Annotated in this window: 19 protein-coding genes; 14 read left to right on the forward strand and 5 right to left on the reverse strand. The window is 50.6% G+C overall.

What is annotated here, in order from left to right; genetic code table 11:
* The first annotated feature begins 178 nt into the window (after positions 1-178).
* The 5 genes from NQ492_RS10230 (at position 179) to NQ492_RS10250 (ending at position 5,439) form a co-directional block, all read left to right on the forward strand.
* A complete protein-coding gene (locus tag NQ492_RS10230) occupies positions 179-349 on the forward strand; it encodes a helix-turn-helix domain-containing protein (RefSeq protein ID WP_015547463.1) in 171 nt (56 codons plus the stop codon).
* 128 nt (positions 350-477) lie between these two features.
* Positions 478-654 (forward strand): helix-turn-helix domain-containing protein, encoded by a 177-nt coding sequence (locus NQ492_RS10235; protein WP_231839957.1) that lies wholly within the window; start codon positions 478-480, stop codon positions 652-654.
* A gap of 499 nt (positions 655-1,153) precedes the next feature.
* Complete coding sequence (locus NQ492_RS10240) at positions 1,154-1,597, forward strand: hypothetical protein (protein WP_157359490.1); 444 nt, start codon at positions 1,154-1,156, stop codon at positions 1,595-1,597.
* Positions 1,598-1,669: 72 nt separating this feature from the next.
* Entirely contained in the window at positions 1,670-5,044 is a 3,375-nt protein-coding gene (locus NQ492_RS10245) for a BACON domain-containing protein (protein WP_259872902.1), read from the forward strand.
* Between the two features lie 11 nt (positions 5,045-5,055).
* Positions 5,056-5,439: a hypothetical protein gene (locus NQ492_RS10250; RefSeq protein ID WP_015547465.1), complete on the forward strand. Its 384-nt coding sequence runs from the start codon at positions 5,056-5,058 to the stop codon at positions 5,437-5,439.
* Positions 5,440-5,555: 116 nt separating this feature from the next.
* On the opposite strand, the gene NQ492_RS10255 is transcribed toward NQ492_RS10250, so the two are convergent.
* Together NQ492_RS10255 and NQ492_RS10260 are read right to left on the reverse strand one after the other, a co-directional pair.
* A complete protein-coding gene (locus NQ492_RS10255; protein ID WP_015547466.1) occupies positions 5,556-6,785 on the reverse strand; it encodes a site-specific integrase in 1,230 nt (409 codons plus the stop codon).
* A 308-nt stretch (positions 6,786-7,093) separates the two neighbouring features.
* Entirely contained in the window at positions 7,094-7,498 is a 405-nt protein-coding gene (locus tag NQ492_RS10260) for a hypothetical protein (protein ID WP_022062019.1), read from the reverse strand.
* Between the two features lie 201 nt (positions 7,499-7,699).
* On the opposite strand from NQ492_RS10260, the gene NQ492_RS10265 reads away from it, so the two are divergent.
* The 9 genes from NQ492_RS10265 (at position 7,700) to NQ492_RS10305 (ending at position 15,178) form a co-directional block, all read left to right on the forward strand.
* Positions 7,700-8,305 carry a YceD family protein gene (locus NQ492_RS10265; RefSeq protein ID WP_015547467.1) on the forward strand — a complete coding sequence of 202 codons (606 nt, stop codon included), beginning with the start codon at positions 7,700-7,702 and terminating at the stop codon, positions 8,303-8,305.
* A 43-nt stretch (positions 8,306-8,348) separates the two neighbouring features.
* Positions 8,349-8,534 carry a 50S ribosomal protein L32 gene (gene rpmF / locus NQ492_RS10270; protein WP_010264557.1) on the forward strand — a complete coding sequence of 62 codons (186 nt, stop codon included), beginning with the start codon at positions 8,349-8,351 and terminating at the stop codon, positions 8,532-8,534.
* A 150-nt stretch (positions 8,535-8,684) separates the two neighbouring features.
* Entirely contained in the window at positions 8,685-9,632 is a 948-nt protein-coding gene (gene plsX, locus NQ492_RS10275) for a phosphate acyltransferase PlsX (protein ID WP_083810235.1), read from the forward strand.
* A 24-nt stretch (positions 9,633-9,656) separates the two neighbouring features.
* The gene (locus NQ492_RS10280; protein WP_044054490.1) at positions 9,657-10,661 is read left to right on the forward strand and encodes a beta-ketoacyl-ACP synthase III; all 1,005 of its coding nucleotides are present in this window, start codon (positions 9,657-9,659) and stop codon (positions 10,659-10,661) included.
* A gap of 191 nt (positions 10,662-10,852) precedes the next feature.
* Positions 10,853-11,830: a glycosyl transferase family 90 gene (locus NQ492_RS10285; RefSeq protein ID WP_022062016.1), complete on the forward strand. Its 978-nt coding sequence runs from the start codon at positions 10,853-10,855 to the stop codon at positions 11,828-11,830.
* Positions 11,831-11,978: 148 nt separating this feature from the next.
* Positions 11,979-12,656 carry a response regulator transcription factor gene (locus tag NQ492_RS10290; RefSeq protein ID WP_015547469.1) on the forward strand — a complete coding sequence of 226 codons (678 nt, stop codon included), beginning with the start codon at positions 11,979-11,981 and terminating at the stop codon, positions 12,654-12,656.
* The gene (locus NQ492_RS10295) at positions 12,653-13,933 is read left to right on the forward strand and encodes a sensor histidine kinase (RefSeq protein WP_044054492.1); all 1,281 of its coding nucleotides are present in this window, start codon (positions 12,653-12,655) and stop codon (positions 13,931-13,933) included. Before NQ492_RS10290 ends, NQ492_RS10295 begins: the two co-directional genes overlap by 4 nt.
* 89 nt (positions 13,934-14,022) lie before the next feature.
* Complete coding sequence (locus tag NQ492_RS10300; RefSeq protein ID WP_015547470.1) at positions 14,023-14,466, forward strand: PepSY-like domain-containing protein; 444 nt, start codon at positions 14,023-14,025, stop codon at positions 14,464-14,466.
* A 187-nt stretch (positions 14,467-14,653) separates the two neighbouring features.
* Positions 14,654-15,178, forward strand: coding sequence for a ferritin (locus NQ492_RS10305; protein WP_022062013.1), 525 nt, complete (start codon positions 14,654-14,656; stop codon positions 15,176-15,178).
* 688 nt (positions 15,179-15,866) lie between these two features.
* Here NQ492_RS10305 and NQ492_RS10310 read toward each other — a convergent pair.
* The 3 genes from NQ492_RS10310 to NQ492_RS10320 are packed head-to-tail and all read right to left on the reverse strand — an operon-like array spanning position 15,867 to position 17,091.
* Positions 15,867-16,313 carry a GNAT family N-acetyltransferase gene (locus NQ492_RS10310; RefSeq protein ID WP_015547472.1) on the reverse strand — a complete coding sequence of 149 codons (447 nt, stop codon included), beginning with the start codon at positions 16,311-16,313 and terminating at the stop codon, positions 15,867-15,869.
* A gap of 1 nt (position 16,314) precedes the next feature.
* Positions 16,315-16,773, reverse strand: coding sequence for a YqaA family protein (locus NQ492_RS10315; protein ID WP_015547473.1), 459 nt, complete (start codon positions 16,771-16,773; stop codon positions 16,315-16,317).
* Between the two features lie 60 nt (positions 16,774-16,833).
* Entirely contained in the window at positions 16,834-17,091 is a 258-nt protein-coding gene (locus tag NQ492_RS10320; RefSeq protein ID WP_022062005.1) for a hypothetical protein, read from the reverse strand.
* Positions 17,092-17,270 lie beyond the last annotated feature (179 nt).

The raw sequence follows: 17,270 nt of genomic DNA on the forward strand, positions 1-17,270 counted from the left end.
AAAAATCAGGCGCGGGAGAATCCCGCGTGACATATGTTTAACTTTAATTTTTTGTCGTATGGCAGTATTATGCATCGACGAGCAGGTGTGGACTTCGCTCGTCGGAAGATTGAAAGCATTGAGTGTAAAAGCCCGGCATGTACAGGCGCAATTCGACCCGAAGACTGCGGACGGCTGAATGGACAGCCAAGAGGTATGCCAGTTGCTGAACATTACCAAACGCACGCTGCAAAGCTACCGCAATAAGGGCATAATAGCCTTTTCATCCGTCGGAGGAAAGTTTTATTACCGTCCGAAGGACATCGACGAATATTTGCGAACGCGGACTAAAAGAAAGGGGGTGAAATAATGGCGTTGGATTATCTGACGGCGGACACCCAAGAGGTGAAGGATGCCCGGGCATGTATTGCCGAGATAGAGCGGGTCTTGCAAACTGCGGAACGGAATTACCGTCCTGTGATTTGTGGGGAACGCTATATGACGGGCGACGAGGTATGCGAATACCTGCATATTTCGCCCCGGACGCTGCAGACTCTGCGCGATATGCGGAGAATCCCATTTACATCCGTAGGGGAACGGTTGATTATATATCCCGAAAGCGGAATACATGAGGTATTGAAAGAGAATTTAAGACTGGTAAAAGAATCGTTTTAACGGGATTGTTGATTAGTAGTAGTAAAAGCGGTGGCATTTTCGTGCCACCGCTTGCTCTGTACGCAAAAGGCCCGATAATCCTCAAATTGGGAATAATAAAGTTGTATTTCAAGGACTTTTACACTTGCAGAAAAAGTTTGTTTTGCTGAAATTTGCAATGAATTTTTATATGAGTGTTGTTCGTTGTGAAAATTATTTTCTACTTTTGTCTTACCGCGTTTGCGGTAGACATATAGAAAGTGTTTTCGCACTGTCCTTCAAGAAAATGTGGAAGTTTTCAATGTAGTAGGACAACGAACGGCACTCATTTCTTGTTAGAATATGGCAAGGCGGACTTTTGTTGCGCCCATATTCCATATCTATTCAAGTGTGGGGTATTGCGTCGTTTATTACTACAGGGTCATTCCACAACCTTCTTGAGATAAACGAATCTACTCCACACTTTCTTTTTGCATATAACCCACCGCAGTAGGAGTTTATACGGTAAAAATTGTTAATTATGAAACTTATTATTTTATCGGGAAAAAGTAATTGTGGCAAAACGGCCAGTCTCAATCTATTGCATAATATGCTATTGAATACGAATACTGTCGTAGAAGAATCTAAAATTTCCGTAGGAAATCCTTCTCAACAAGATTACGTATACTTGATGAATTGTAGCTGTACAAATAAAAAAATTGTTATCTCAACTTGGGGTGATTATCCATACTTATTAAACGATTATTGCTCAAAATATATTGATTACGATACTGTTATATGTGCTTGCAATATGAATTTTATGAGAAATACGGTACATAAACCATTTGAAGATGCTATGAGATTTGATAATTTGACAACAGTTATCTTAAAAACGCCAGAATCGGATATAAATAAATATGCAACTTCAAATAATGCTTGTGCAACCTATCTGCTGAATTTGATTAAACACTTTGGAATTATATAGATAGGCTTCTGTTTTATCTTTTTATAATCAGTTATAAATGTAATTAAAGAACCATTACATATAAGCTACCATATGAAATCTATTCAAATTTTTTTGACGGTACTTGTTTTGTGTTTTGCCGCTGCTTGCAGTAAAGATTCTACGGAATCCGATCCCAATCCGCCTACACCGCCCGTACAAGAAGATGCAATCTCTGTCACTCCGTCTATATTGACTTTTGATGCTTTAGGCGGGACACAGACAATACAAATTATTTGTTCCGACAACAAATCGTGGACTTTATCGGGAGAGGTTCCATGGTGTGAAGTATCTACCATGAAAGGTACTAATGGTACGAATATAACTTTTACAACCCAAGAAAATGCAAGTGTAGATGAACGTAATGCAACATATACTTTTGTTTGTGGGCAAGCCTCTGCCAAATTGACAATTATCCAAAAACAACGGGATGCGCTAACTATAACATCATCAAAAATCGAAGTCCCTGCAAGTGGTAAAACAATTACCATAGAGGTACAATCCAATATACAGTTTGACTATGAAATTGCAGATAAAGACAGAGATTGGATTTTACCAGAGGAAACTCGTGCAATGCAGACAACATATTTAACATTTAAAGTCCAGCCTAATGAAAATGTGTCGAGGAGAGAAGGTGCAATCATTATTAAAAGTGAGAAAGTATCTGAAACAGTAAATATTTATCAAAATGGAGAAACACCCTCTATAGTACTTACACAAAGTGATTACGCCGTATCAAATGAGGGAGAAACTATAAAAGTCGAAGTATCTAGTAATGTTGATTATCAAATAAAAATGCCCGATGTAGATTGGATTATTGAAAATAAAACCCGATCAATGTCTACTCATACGCATTATTATACAATAACTCCTAATGGTACGCCAGATAATCGCAATGCTCAAATTCTTTTTATAAATCAGCAAAATTCTTTACAACAAACAGTAAATATCATACAAGGCCAACAAAATGAAATAATAGTATCTACCACCGATTATTATATAGGAAACTCTGCATCAATCGTTAAAGTTGATATTCAAAGTAATATCAATTATTCGGTTAAAATTCCTGAAATGACAGATTGGATTTCTTTAGTTGAGACAAGAGCCTTACAAAGTAGTACAGTTTCCTTAAATATATCAGAAAATACTAGCGGGAGTCGAAGAGTTGGAAAAATAACCCTCGTCAATACAGATGCGCATAAAGAAGTTGAACTTACAATTGTTCAATCTGCTGAATATACGATTGTAGACATTCAAGATTTTCTTTTTAAAACGTATTTATGCAAATATTTTGACAAGAATGGTGACGGGGAGATGTCTATATCCGAAATGGCAGATATTGTTGAAATAGACTGCTCTAATTTAGATATTACCTCTTTACAAGGTATTGAATATGCAGTAAACCTACAAAAGCTAAATTGCTCTCAAAATAAGATAACAGACATTGATTTAAGTTATAATAAAAATTTGGAAATTATTATATGGAATAAGAATCCATTTTGCTATATCAATTTAGGAGATATTTCACCCTATCAATATACTGAGAATACTTGGAATGATTCACCTGTATTCGGCTTATACGATATGGTTGGACCGACTCTTAAAATTATTGGTTCCAGTATGAAAGGATTGACTGTTATTGAATGTGCTTTACAGGCTTTGGACGTTTCCGAATGTCCTAATCTTGAAAGATTAGAATGTTATGATAATATGATTAAGAGTCTAGACTTGAGTAAAAACACTAAACTAAAGGTAATTCGGATCAACAACAATCCTTTGGAACTTATTGATTTAGGTCGGGCAAATGTTAATATTGCAGAAAATAAATTATGTCTGAGAAATTCGACCCATATAAAAGTCATTAGTGAATATTTATCTACTTTGTGGATTACCCAAAGTAGTAAATTGGAATCAATAGATGTTTCTGCATGTCCGAATTTGCAAACATTTTATTGTAATGCCAATAATCTGAAAACTTTAGACGTATCGCATAATTCAAAACTTACGCGTCTTGATTGTAATAATAATCCATTATCCCTACTTAATTTAGGAAATATTAAAATTAAATCATTTAATCTGGACGCCGATAATGATGAAAGGTTAGGATTAAAGGTGGGAAAATCAAAATCGCTTCAGGTAAAAAGTGAAACACTTGCAGCATTAGATGTATCGGGTAATTCTCTAATTGATATAGATATATCCCAATGTCCGAATCTTGTCAATTTAAGTTGCGCTAATAATCAAGTGCAAAACTTAAATTATGCAAATTGCCCTTTAGAGGAGTTAAATGTGTCAAATAACCAATTGAAAGAATTAGATTTAAGGAATTTGAATATTACAGACCAATTTAACGTGCACTATGATGGTAATCCACTTACTACTATTCATTTCGGGAATGTTAATCTTCGGACAAGGACAGATCCTTATGGAAATATATTTTGTGTTGAGCCAACTTTCACAAAAAAAAGTTTATGTGGATCTACAGAGTTAACAATAACAGGAGATGCTGTTCAAGGCATAGACATACACGAATGCGAGCTAGTAAAATTAGACATTTCAAAATGTCCTATACTTGAGTATTTGGACTGTCGTTCAAACCAAATAAAACATTTGGATATTTCACAAAATATAAATTTAAAGCAATTGAGATGGTTAGATAATCAATTCGAGTCCATTGTCTTGGGGACAGCATTGCCTTATACAACTGAATATGACGATTATACAAAGAAAGAACGCTTAATTAGAGATGGACTCGAAGAATATTTATATTATGGTGAATTAAATTTAAATCATGTAATTGAAGGGGGAAAACATCTAAAAGTATCAAGCATAACTTCAATACGTTCTTTAGATTGCAGTTATTGTGGATTGCAAACTTTAGATATTACAGACGCTTCAATATCAAATTTAAATTGCAGTAATAATCATTTAAATAATATAGAGTTACCTGATGCAGGCGGATTATATTCTTTAGATTGTAGTCATAATGATTTGACCACACTTGATTTAAAGAGGAATGTGAGTATACACACAATTTATGCACAAAATAATGCTATTACGCAGCTAAATATACGATCTTATACCAAAATAAATAACTTGTGTATATCATCTAATAAATTGACAGAATTAGATTGTAATGGATTAACAGCATTACAAAAGTTAGAGTGCACGTCAAATATGATAAATAATTTATCTCTACAAGAATGCGGAAATTTAACATGGTTGTCATGTGGTAATAACCAAATAGAGAATTTGGATGTCAGTGAATCAAGTTTATATACAAATTGGGGACATGATGCTACCTTGGTATGTGCACCGATGCCTACTTTAAAAAATTTATATTTAAAAGATGGATGGGATTTGAGAGGGATAACTTACGAACGCAGCATTTATAATATTCCAGAACAAACAAAAATTATGTATAAATAAAATGAACATTTATGGAAGAACAAGTTAAACGATTAATTAGGAAAAGTCTTCATATGCGATTACAAGGTATGGGGAGAATTGATAATATCCGGACTAATGAAGCATTAATTGAAACGTGGATTACTGCTATAGTAGCATTAGGTTATGCCGATAATGACGTCGAGATTGCGGCAAAGGATATAAATAAAATTCAAAGTCAGATTCTTGGCGAATTTAGTATAGAAGATACACGTGCGTTCGTTTATCTTGTTAGAGATCGATTTCCAGAAGAAATTGCAGCTTTTATACGTTATGTGGAATTGAAAGAGAAATATACGGAAGATGCTATTACTTTTGCCGTTCTACAAGAATTACAGGATATAACAGAGGGTGATTTTTACAATTCTAGATTCTGATATCAAATAAGGGAGGCTGCTGTGCAGTAGCCTCTTTTATTCCCACCACTACTATTCAAAACTATTCCGAATATACAATTCAATGTGCTTAAAGAATAGTTGGATTACCTTACGCATCAAAATACCAACTTGAACTTATTTCTAATCTTATCCGTCAGCACATCCATATCCCGCCCGATTTTGTCGTTGGTGATCTTCGCGTAGATCTGTGTGGTGGTGATATGCTTATGCCCCAACATCTTGCTGACCGTTTCCAACGGTACGCCTTGCGTCAGCGTGACCGTCGTTGCAAAGGTATGGCGACCCGTGTGCGTCGTGGGATTGAACGACAGTCCGGCATGTCGGGCAACATGCCGTAACGACATATTCATCGAATTATCGTCCTTGACCGGAAACACCTTATCGTCCGGCAACTGCAAGCGACTGTACTGCTCGACGAGTTGTTTGGCAACGGGCAACAGCTTCACCCGGAACTGCGTCCCCGTCTTGGTGCGTTGGTCGATGATCCACATATCGCCCCGCTCGTCCGTGTGTATATCTTCGCGGGAGAGTTTCTTTACATCGGCATAGCATAGCCCCGTGAAACAGCAGAACACGAAGATATCCCGGACAATGGCCGTTTTGTAATTGGGCAGGCGGACATTCATCACGGCTTGCAGTTCCGATTCGGACAGAAAACGGCGGTCGCGGTACGTTACCGAGATACGGAAGCCGGAAAACGGGTCGGTAGTGATCCAACCGTTCTTAAAGGCCGTATAGGTCATCAGTTTCAGTTTCTTGATCGGCGTGTGGATACTGCCCGGAAGCATTCTCCGCACCGTCGAAAGGTAAACGACATATCTTTCGATAAATTCCCGCTTCAACTCTTTGAACGGAATATCCTCTACCTTATATTCGTAACGAAGGAAGGCCGCAAGATAATTGCGGGCTTTACGATAACAAACGAGTGTACCTATCGCACGGTCTTTACCTGCACGCTTTTCCTCAAAATCTTTCAGATAAGCGTCGAAAGTTTCGATCAACAGCTGGTAGCCGTCACCGAAACCCAGCCACGCATTTTTGACCTTTTCGGCCGTAACATACGAATCACGGTCGCAGATACGCTGGTAGTGTTTACCGATGTTGGTTTTGATATTTTCCAGCTTTTCGTTGATGCGCTGGGCCATGACGCTCTTGCCAGCGGCTTTATTGGCTTTCGTATCCCAGAGTGCGGGAGATACGGACAACTTGCAACTGAATTGCGAGATCGTACCGTTGATCGTGATGCGCCCCATGATGGGAGCTTTGCCGTTCTGCACGGATTGTCGTTTCAGATAGAACAGGACTTTGAAAGTGCTTCTTACCATAACTCTAATAACTTTACTGTTAATACGTTGAATAGAGTTATTTGTTGTTGGTAAATTCAGTGCAACAAACTGAAAAACAGCACTATGTTAAAAACTATTCGGAAATAGCTGCGGTAACGATTTGGTAACGCAACTATTTCCGAACTTTGCTTTTTCAAGGGCTGAAACCCGATTACTACCTTGGCCGCAATATTGTTAAACAGCTATAAATGTACTGTTTACATTATATTGCGTCTATCCCATTTTTTCAAAGGAGATTCGTATGATTTCCTCTTTTCTTTATATCGGCTTCCGGGTCGGTCGGGAGCCTATTTTTTCGAATCTACCCGCATTTCGACCGAGGCGCCCGACCATTGGTTGATCTCCCGCTTTTCGGTGCGCAGGCGGCGTCCGGCATAGGAGATCCTCACCTCGATCCCGAAGGGCCTGGTCGCGTCGATTTCGTTGTCCGCGGGCAGCGTGTGGGGGATTATATATAAGTAGAGCACGAGGTGGTCGCACGGCATGGTTTGCAGCGCGGCCGTGCGGTCCGCGGCGATGTCTGCGGGGCGTTCGGCAAGGTTCGAGCCGACGTCGGCCACGGTCGATGCCGACGAGGCGAATCCGATGCGCCGGCCGGCGGCGTCGAAACAGCCGCACATCAGCGCCGCATTGTACCGCCACCACCCTTCGTAGCGGCTCGTGACTTCGATTGTAAATCCTTTTTCGTCCATGTTCTGTCGGGGCCGCGCGGGCCGGATACGGCGCCGGATCGGTTCGGCGGGCCGTGCGCGGACTATTTTTCCGTAAAAATAATACAACTGTCGTGCAACGCCAAATTTATTTGCGCCCCGCCGGGCCGGGAGTGCTAAAACTCGCGGTTTTCTTTGCAAATGTCTTATTTTTTCGTAACTTTGCGCACTAAATGTGCGTAAATGGAGGTAGCTCAACGATATTCGATTGCCTGGAAAGGGCTGAAAAACGGTCGTCACGACTTCCGTTTCGAGGTCGACAAGGCGTTGTTCGAAGCCTTCGAAAGCACGGAGATCAAGGACGGACGGTGTGAGGTCTCGGTCGGTGTGGACCGCTCGGAGAAGCAGCTCACGCTCGATGTCGGGATCACGGGTCATGTCGTCGTCGAATGCGACCGATGCCTGGAGGACTGCCGTGTGCCCATTGATTTCGAGGGGCAGCTGGTGGTGAAATTCTCCGACGAGGTGCACGAATACGACGGCGAGGTGATGTGGATGCTGCCGGGCGAGGACCGCGTGGAGCTTGCGCAGTACATCTACGAAAGCATCGTGCTGTCGCTGCCCTACCAGCGGGTGCATCCCGAGGGGGAGTGCAACCCCGAGATGCTCGAACGCTTCCGGATCGTTTCCGACCGGGAGTTCGCGTCGATCGAGGCTGCGGCCGAAGGCGCCGGGGAGCGCGGCGTGGGCGAATGGGCCAAGCTGGCCGCCCTGCGCGAGCGGATGGAGGCCGAAGGCGCGGACGGCGGAGAAGGCGAAGGCGGCGAAGAACCCGGTGGCACGAAATAAACACGGATAAAGATACGTTTAAACTTATAAATTATATTTAAAAATGGCACATCCTAAACACAAAGTCTCGTCGACGCGACGCGATAAGCGCAGAACCAACTACAAGGCTACCGTTCCGACGGTGGTTACCTGCTCGAACTGCGGCGCAGCGGTGCTCTATCACCGTGTATGCCCCGAGTGCGGCTTCTATCGCGGAAAGCTCGCCATCGAGAAGAAAGCTGCCGAATAATTCCGGCGCTCAAAAGAGTGCATCCCCGCGGGGAGTGCCTCTTTTTTAATTTATGAAGGTTCCCTTCCGGCCGCCTGAATCCCCGGTCGTGCATGTTTTCCGGGGGCGGGTCGGGAGCGGGACAGGATATCAACCAACACTCGTACGAGTATGATAAAGATTGGCGTAGATGCCATGGGCGGCGATTATGCACCCGAAGCGGCTGTCAAGGGAGCCGTCATGGCGCTCGATGCGATCGGGTCGGACAGCCGTATCGTGCTGTTCGGCGACGAAGAGAAAATTAAGTCCGTGCTCGCTTCGGAGGGATGTCCCGCCGAGCGGTTCGGAATCGTAGCGACCACCGAGGTGATCGAGATGGGCGACCATCCGGCCAAGGCTTTCCAGGCCAAGGCGGATTCGAGCATCACGGTCGGGTTCGGCTACCTGGCCAAGGGAGCTGTCGACGGTTTTGCGAGCGCAGGTTCGACCGGCGCCATGATGGTCGGTTCGATGTATGCCGTCAAACCGATCGAGGGTGTCGTGCGTCCCACGATTTCATCCATCGTTCCCACCATCGCAGGGCGTCCTGCGCTGCTGCTGGACGTGGGCCTGAATGTGGACTGCAAGCCCGAGGTGCTGGCGCAGTACGGCCTGATCGGCTCGATTTACGCCGAGGCGGTGCTGGGCATCGAGCGTCCGCGCGTGGCGGTGCTCAACATCGGCGAGGAGGAGACCAAGGGCAACGCCCAGACCAAAGCCACCTATGAACTGCTGAAGGCGGAGAGCCGGATCAATTTCGTGGGCAATGTCGAGGGTTCCTATCTCTTTTCGGGCAAGGTCGCCGATGTGATCGTCTGCGACGGATTCGTCGGCAACACGGCGCTGAAAATGGCCGAGGGCCTCTACCGCATCAACACGGCCTTGGGCTGCCGCAATGCCTTCTGGGACGCCATGAATTACGAAAACGTGGGCGGAACACCCGTCCTGGGCGTCAACGCGCCCGTTATCATCGGTCACGGATGCTCTTCGCCCCAGGCGATCCGGAGCATGATCCTTTCGACCGAACAGGTCATCAAGGCCGATCTGACAGCGAAACTGCAACGTGCGTTTCAAAATTAACCAAAACACGAAAAGCCAAAGCTAATGGGTAAGATAACAGCAGCTATTACGGGTGTGGGACAGTACCTTCCGGAATATATCCTCACCAACGACGAATTGAGCCGGATGGTCGACACCAACGACGAGTGGATCATGTCGCATACGGGTATCAAGACGCGCCATATCCTCAAGGGCGAGGGTATCGGCAGCTCCTACATGGGCGCCCGTGCGGTCATCAATTTGTTGGATAAGACGGGGGTGGACCCCATGGAGATTGACGTGGTGATCTGCGCCACGGTGACCCCCGACATGTTCTTCCCCTCGACGGGTAACCTGATCGCCGACCAGGCTGGCTGCAAGAACGCCTTCGCGTTCGACGTTTCGGCAGCTTGCAGCGGCTTCCTGTTCGCCCTGACCACCGGCGCGAAGTTCATCGAGGCCGGCACGAGCAAGAAGGTCATCGTCGTGGGCGCCGACAAAATGTCGTCGATCGTCGACTATACCGACCGTTCGACCTGCCCGCTCTTCGGCGACGCTGCCGCCGCCGTGCTGCTGGAAGCCAATACCGAAGGTCTCGGAGTCGTGGATTCGATCCTGCATTCCGACGGCTCGGGCGAGATGCAGCTCTACATGAAGGCGGGCGGTTCGCGCTACCCGGCTTCGGTCGAAACCGTGCAGAACAACTGGCACACGATCATGTGGGACGGCCACGCCGTGTTCAAGGCTGCCGTGTCGAAGATGTCCGACGTTTCGGTGGAGATGATGGAGCGTCACAACCTCAAGGGCGAGGATATCCGTTTCCTGGTTCCCCATCAGGCCAACCTGCGCATCATCGACGCCACGGCGCGCCGTATGGGCATCACGCAGGACAAGTGCATGATCAACATCGACCGCAACGGTAATACCACGGCCGCCACGATTCCTTCGTGTCTTTGCGACTACGAGAGCCAGTTGCGCAAGGGCGACAACCTCATTCTGTCGGCTTTCGGCGGCGGATATACCTGGGGTGCGACCTATGTGAAGTGGGCCTACGACGGCCTGAAGGCATAAACGGGGCGATCCCCGGCAAAAGGCGGAAACATCGGTTTCCGCCTTTTTTTGTTCGTTTTCGCGGAATTTTTTTATCTTTGGAGCCGTAACGCCCCTTTTATATCAGTAGGCGGTTTTACGGAATCTTGTACGGTTCTGTTTTGCAACCCATTCGACTTTTTCGTATCTTTGTTGAGCTAAACCCATTGCCGATGAACCGTCTGAACCGTATTTTTCACAACAAACAGATCAAACTGTTTTGGTTCCTGCGGAGTTTCGCGCGTTACCTTACGCCGAAACGGTTGTTGCAGTCCCGTCTGGACCGGGTACTCGCCGAGGCGGAACGCCGCCCCGACTGGGAGTACATCTGCCGGCGGGCGGATTATTACAACAAACTGTCGCCTGCGCCTGCGACCCCCCCCCGCGAAGGGCTGCGTCCGTTAGGCGACCACAAGTTCCGCCGGGGCGTCAAGACGGCTTATTTCTTCGATACCTACGAGTTCACCCGCTGGTTCAGCGACCGCCTGCTGTGGAATACCGTTCCCGGGGACGTGACGACGGTTCCCGACGTGCCGTCGATCGTCAAGAGCAGGCCGATCTGCGGCGACAACGCCAATTCGGTGCTGCTGAACCTCGACAAGGTTCGCCATTTCATCTTCCTGCGGGACGACATTCCGTTCCGGAAGAAGTCGGACAAGGCGATTTTCCGGCTGGCGATCACGCGGCGTCCCCACCGCGAACGTTTCATGCGCATGTATTTCGGTTCGGAGTGCTGCGATGCCGGCATCTCGACGCCCCGTCCCGAATATCCCCCGGAGTGGACCAAACCCCATATTTCGATGTACGACCACCTGAACTACAAGTTCATTCTGGCGATCGAGGGCTACGACGTGGCGACGAACCTCAAGTGGATCATGTCGTCGAACTCGCTGGCCGTGATGCCCCGTCCGACCTACGAGACGTGGTTCATGGAGGGCACGCTCATCCCCGGTTACCACTACGTCGAGATCCGGCCCGACTATTCCGACCTCGAAGAGCGGATGCGCTACTACATCGAGCATCCGGACGAGGCCGAGGCGATCATCGCGCATGCGCACGAATACGTCGCGCAGTTCCGCGACCGCCGGCGCGAAAAGATCATTTCACTGCTGGTCTTGCAGAATTATTTCCGGCGCACCGGGCAGCGCTGATTCCCGGCATTTCAGTTTCCTTTCGGATTCGGGCCGTAATTTCGCCCGTCTGAAAGACGGGTTTCGGAGGGCGGTGGCGGGCCGCGGGTTTCAAGACCGGATTTTCGCCCCTCCCCCTGTCCCGAGAAACGAGAAAAAGGAGTGTATTATGAAGATACTCATTGTTGAAGACGAACCCTCCCTGCGGGAGATCATGGTCCGGACGCTGACCCGGGAGCAGTACGTCGTCGAGCAGGCCGCCGATTACGCCGCGGCGCTCGACAAGATCGCCGCATACGACTACGACTGCATCCTGCTGGACATCATGCTGCCCGGCGGCAGCGGCCTGCGGCTGCTCGAAGAGCTGAAGAGGCGTCGCAGCCCGGCTGCGGTGATCATCATTTCGGCCCGCGATTCCCTCGACGACAAGATCGAGGGGTTGGAACTCGGCGCCGACGACTACCTTTCCAAGCCGTTCCACCTGGCGGAATTGAGCGCCCGCATCCGCAGCGTCCTGCGCCGTCACCAGCGCGGCGGTTACGAGAGCCTCGACGCGGGCAACGTGCGCCTGTGGCCCGACAGCCGCCGGGTCGAGGTGGCGGGCCGCGAGGTGGAGCTGCTGCGCAAGGAGTACGACATCCTCCACTACTTCATGTCCCGCCCCAACCACACGGTCGACAAGACCGCGCTGGCCGAAGGGGTCTGGGGCGACCATATCGACCAGGCCGACAATTTCGATTTCGTCTATGCGCAGATGAAGAACCTGCGCCGCAAGCTCCACGATGCGGGCGCCGACATCGAGATCCGCGCAGTCTACGGCTTCGGCTATAAACTCGTACAGCCGTGAAACTGGTTTACCGCATCCTGCTGCACCTTTCGTGGGCGCTGTCGCTGCTTCTGGCGGCATGGGCCGTGTTGTTTTACTTCACGCTGATCGACGAGATCAACGACGAGGTGGACGACGCGCTCGAAGCTCGTGCCGAAGTGATCGTCAAGCGGGTTCTGGCCGGACGGGAGCTTCCCGTTCCGGCGGACGAGGGCAACAACGGCTATTTCCTGCACGAAGTGTCGCCCCAATATGCCGCCGCACAGCACCACGAACGCTATTCCGACGAGGAGATTTTCATTCCCGAACGCGACGACAAGGAGCCGGCCCGCGTGCTGCGCAAGTTGTTCCGCGACGGCGCGGGGCAATGGCGCGAGCTGACGGTGATGACTCCGACCATCGAGAAGGACGACCTCCGGGAGTCGATCCTCCGGTGGATGGTCTGCCTCTACCTCTTCCTGCTGCTGATGATCCTGCTGGTCACGGTCATCGTGCTCTACCGCACGATGCGGCCGCTCTACGCCCTGCTGCGGTGGCTCGACGGTTACACCGTGGGGGCGCGGAATGCGCCGCTGGCCGTCGAGACCTCCGTCACGGAGTTCCGGAAACTCAACGATGCCGCGCGCCGCTATGCCGAGCGGGCCGAGTCGTCGTTCGAGCGGCAGAAACAGTTCATCGGCAACGCCTCGCACGAGATGCAGACTCCGCTGGCGGTCTGCCGCAACCGGTTGGAAATGCTGGTCGACGATGCGCATGCGCTCACCGGGGAGCAGTTGGGCGAGATCGCCAAGGTGCAGCGGACGCTGGACTACCTCGTGCGGCTCAACCGTTCGCTGCTGCTGCTGTCGAAGATCGACAACGGCCAGTTCCCCGAGGCCGAAGAGGTCGACGTGAACGCACTGGTGCGCCGCACGGCCGAGGACATGGAGGAGATTTACGCCTACCGCAGCATGCGCTTTGCGCTCGTGGACGAGGGGCCGCTCACGGCGCGGATGAATCCGTCGCTGGCCGGGAGCGTGGTCGCCAACCTGCTGAAAAACGCATTCGTTCACGGCGACGAGGGCGGCGAGGTGACGGTGCGCGTCGCTCCGCGTCGCTTCACGGTCTGCAACAGCGGTGCGGGCGGTCCGCTCGACGCCGGGCGTATCTTCGACCGGTTCTATCAGGGAACGAAGAAGGAGGGTTCTACGGGGCTGGGCCTTGCCGTGGTCGACGCAGTCTGCCGTCTCTACGGGTTGAAGGTGTCCTATTCTTATAAGGAGGGGCGGCATTGCTTCGCGGTCGATTTCCCGGCGTGAAAAAAATGCAGGAAATCCGCTTTTTTCAGATTCGTTTCAGTTTCGGGCCGCAACTTTGCAGTACGAAATTCAATTAAAACACTACGATTATGAAAAAGTTCACGATTCTTCTCGCTTCGCTGGCCGTCATGGCCTCTTCGGTTCCCGCTTTCGCCGGTAAAGACCGGATCATCACCGTCGGCGAACTTCCCGCCGTTGCGCAACAGTTCGTCCAGACCCACTTCAAGGCTGTCGAGGTCTCCTACGCCAAAGTCGACGAGGAACTGTTCGACAAGGATTACAAGGTGGTCTTCGTCAACGGCTCGAAGGTCGAGTTCGCCAAGGACGGAGCGTGGAAGGAGGTCGACTGCAAGTACGGCGAGGTTCCCGCAGCCATCGTTCCGCAGCAGATCCGCGACTATGTCGCCAAGAACTTCGCAGGCCGCAAGATCGTCTCGATCGACCGCGACAAGCGCGACTGGGAGGTGAAGCTCGACAACGGTCTCGACCTGAAATTCGACCTTCAGTTCCGCCTGATCGAGATCGACGACTGATCCGCATTCCGCTGAAAACCATCCGACGGCGCCCGAATACGTATTCGGACGCCGTCTATTTTGTTTTATAATGTCTCGCCATTTCGATATAAAATAATTTGATGACTATTTTGATACAAATCACGAAAAACTATTGTATATTTGTATCACGAACGATGATAAACCGCAAACTTAAAACAATACAGTTATGTTAAGCAAGAAATTACACGAAGCGATGAACGCGCAGATCAATGCCGAGCTTTGGTCGGCCTATCTCTATCTTTCGATGTCGATGGACGCCGAGGCCAAGGGGCTGAAGGGTGTCGCCAACTGGTTCTACGTACAGTTCCAGGAGGAGCAGGACCATGCGCGGATCTTTATGAACTACATTCTCTCGCGCGACGCCGAGGTGAAGCTGCTCCCGATCGAGGAGGTGCGCACTGCTTGGACTTCGCCGCTGGAGATGTTCCAGGACACGCTGGTCCATGAGAAGGAGGTTACGGCCATGATCAACAATCTGGCCGCCATCGCCGCCGAGGACAAGGATTACGCTTCGTCGAACATGCTCGTCTGGTTCGTCGACGAGCAGGTCGAGGAGGAGGAGTCGGCACGCGAGATGATCACCGCCTGCGAGGCCGTCGAAGGCAACAAGTTCGGGCTGTACATGCTCGACAAGGAGCTGGCCGCCCGCACCTACACGCAGGCTTCGCCGCTGGCGACCGCCAACGCATAAACGAAAGTTTTTGTCATAGTTATTTATAGTGGGTCCGGCCTCCGAAAGGGGGCCGGATTTTTTGGTTAGTCGGATTATTTGACTATCTTCGCAATAGAAAATAGAAACAAAGGTTAAGACAAACCTTTATACTTATGGTAAACTTGCGACTGTCGTAGTAATACGGCTTTATTCACGGTATAAATTTTGTCTGAAACTTGAGCCTTGTCCCTGCCCGTTCGGGCGGGGGACAGGCTTGGGCGTAGGAAAAACTACCGTGAAGGGCTCGCAAGGCCTACCATAAGGAGTTAGTACCTGCGTCCTTGCTTTTTTATAGGAGGACTGCCCTGCGGGCGGCGGCGTGAGAACGGACCAGGTACATGACTTGTGCGGAAGGAATGTAACCCGGTCCGGCTTTTGGGAGATTCTTCATGGAATTTCCGGACAAAGCAAAATGAGGCGTCACTGTTTGTTCGCCGGGCCGGGTTCCTTCCGCATTTTTTTATAGTCTCGTCCGGCGGCTTCGGCTTTGGACGGAATATAGGCTTGGGCGTAAGGGCAACTCACCGTGTTAAGGCTCGCGAGGCCGACCAATAGGGGTTGTACCTGCGTCCTTGCTTTTTTATAGGAGGACTGCCCTGCGGTCGGCGGCGTGAGAACAGATCGGGTTCCTGCCGCACGTCTTTTCTCCCTGCCGGCAGGAACCCGGTCAAACGAGTTCCATGCGCAGGCGCACCATGTGGCGGCACTCCACGCCGTTTTCGAAGATCGGCGTAGGGCTGTGCTTGCGGAAATAGTCTACGTCGATGCCGCAGCGGACGAATCCGCAGCGTTCGTAGAGGGCGATCTGCCCGAATCCCGAATTGCCCGTGCCGATTTCGAGCAGGCGGAACCCCGCCCGGCGGGCCGTGTCGACGGCGTGGGCCAAAAGGGCCGTGGCGATGCCCTGCCGCTGACGGTCGGGCACGACGGCGATATTCACGACCTCGGCCGTGAAGGGCCGCGTGTGGATCAGCACGTACTGTCCGACGATCCGGCCGTCGTCGCAGGCGGCGTAGCACGTTCCGCGGCCGATGTAGTCGGCCACCGAGGCTTCGACCTCGTCGGCCAGCAGCAACAGTTCCCGCGAAGGGGTTTCGGTTTTGCGAATTTCCATATCAGAAAAGGGATAGGGCGCCCCGGAAGGTCGCCAGTACGACAATGTAACGCAGGGTCTTGCCCGCGAGCATCGCGCTGCCGGTCAGCCACACGTTGCTGCGCATCAGTCCCAGCACGATGGCGATGGCCTCGCCGATGGTGGGCAGGAAGGCGAAGAAGGCCATCAGCGCCCCGCGTCCCGAGAGGAATTTCCGCGCCCGGGCCAGTTGGCGCGTCGAGACACCCAGCCGGGTGATCCATTCGGTCTTGCCCAGCGTCCCGATCCAGTAGCAGGTCATGCCGCCGAGCGTGTTGCCCAGCGCGGCCGCGACGACGCATCCCACGGGATCAAGCCCCATGCCTGCGAGCACCACCATCACCGCCTCGGAGCTGAAAGGCAGGACGCTTCCGGCGATCAGCGCCGAGAGGAAGAGGCCCCAGTAGCCCCAGTCGATGAGAAATTCGGTGATTGTTTCCATATCTATCCGCACGGGTCTTTCGGCGGCCCGTGCAGACAAAGATAGCGATTTTTTCGGTTCCTACGCCTCCCCGGCCCAGCCGCGGATCACACGGCTGCGGACGTCGACGCCCATTTCGCGGGCGCGGGCGAGAATGCGGCGCGCCAGGGCGGCTTTCCTGTCGTCGGGCGCGTAACGGAAATAGGCTTCCGCCGCGCGGATGTGCGCTGCGTCGACGAGCGGGAATTCGCGCGTTTCGGGGATTCCGAACGCCGATGCGGGGAGTTCGCGGCGTTCTTCGACGGTGAGCCGGTCGGGAGTTTTGGTTTTCGGAGCCATGACGGTGTGGTTTTTCTTTCCGGACGGCAAAATCCGGGCCAGCGGAGCGGCGTTTGTCTGCGAGGTGGCGTGCCGACGGCGTGCGAATGGCTTTCAGGGGGCCGGGTGCAGAGCCGCCGGGCGATCCGGCTGCCGGCGGCATACCGCCCGGGACCGGCGATCCAAAGCAGCGCGAAGGC

Origin of the sequence: Alistipes shahii WAL 8301 (assembly GCF_025145845.1) — a bacterium.
Taxonomy (GTDB): Bacteria; Bacteroidota; Bacteroidia; order Bacteroidales; family Rikenellaceae; genus Alistipes; species Alistipes shahii.

Coding starts and splice junctions, on each gene's coding strand:
- NQ492_RS10315 (WP_015547473.1), bottom strand. CDS start 16,773: ATGGAAACAATCACCGAATTTCTCATCGACTGGGGCTACTGGGGCCTC.
- NQ492_RS10260 (WP_022062019.1), bottom strand. CDS start 7,498: ATGGACGAAAAAGGATTTACAATCGAAGTCACGAGCCGCTACGAAGGG.
- NQ492_RS10300 (WP_015547470.1), top strand. CDS start 14,023: ATGAAAAAGTTCACGATTCTTCTCGCTTCGCTGGCCGTCATGGCCTCT.
- NQ492_RS10285 (WP_022062016.1), top strand. CDS start 10,853: ATGAACCGTCTGAACCGTATTTTTCACAACAAACAGATCAAACTGTTT.
- NQ492_RS10280 (WP_044054490.1), top strand. CDS start 9,657: ATGGGTAAGATAACAGCAGCTATTACGGGTGTGGGACAGTACCTTCCG.
- NQ492_RS10265 (WP_015547467.1), top strand. CDS start 7,700: ATGGAGGTAGCTCAACGATATTCGATTGCCTGGAAAGGGCTGAAAAAC.
- NQ492_RS10255 (WP_015547466.1), bottom strand. CDS start 6,785: ATGGTAAGAAGCACTTTCAAAGTCCTGTTCTATCTGAAACGACAATCC.
- NQ492_RS10250 (WP_015547465.1), top strand. CDS start 5,056: ATGGAAGAACAAGTTAAACGATTAATTAGGAAAAGTCTTCATATGCGA.
- NQ492_RS10290 (WP_015547469.1), top strand. CDS start 11,979: ATGAAGATACTCATTGTTGAAGACGAACCCTCCCTGCGGGAGATCATG.
- NQ492_RS10305 (WP_022062013.1), top strand. CDS start 14,654: ATGTTAAGCAAGAAATTACACGAAGCGATGAACGCGCAGATCAATGCC.
- NQ492_RS10240 (WP_157359490.1), top strand. CDS start 1,154: ATGAAACTTATTATTTTATCGGGAAAAAGTAATTGTGGCAAAACGGCC.
- NQ492_RS10235 (WP_231839957.1), top strand. CDS start 478: ATGACGGGCGACGAGGTATGCGAATACCTGCATATTTCGCCCCGGACG.
- NQ492_RS10245 (WP_259872902.1), top strand. CDS start 1,670: ATGAAATCTATTCAAATTTTTTTGACGGTACTTGTTTTGTGTTTTGCC.
- plsX (WP_083810235.1), top strand. CDS start 8,685: ATGATAAAGATTGGCGTAGATGCCATGGGCGGCGATTATGCACCCGAA.
- NQ492_RS10320 (WP_022062005.1), bottom strand. CDS start 17,091: ATGGCTCCGAAAACCAAAACTCCCGACCGGCTCACCGTCGAAGAACGC.
- NQ492_RS10230 (WP_015547463.1), top strand. CDS start 179: ATGGACAGCCAAGAGGTATGCCAGTTGCTGAACATTACCAAACGCACG.
- rpmF (WP_010264557.1), top strand. CDS start 8,349: ATGGCACATCCTAAACACAAAGTCTCGTCGACGCGACGCGATAAGCGC.
- NQ492_RS10310 (WP_015547472.1), bottom strand. CDS start 16,313: ATGGAAATTCGCAAAACCGAAACCCCTTCGCGGGAACTGTTGCTGCTG.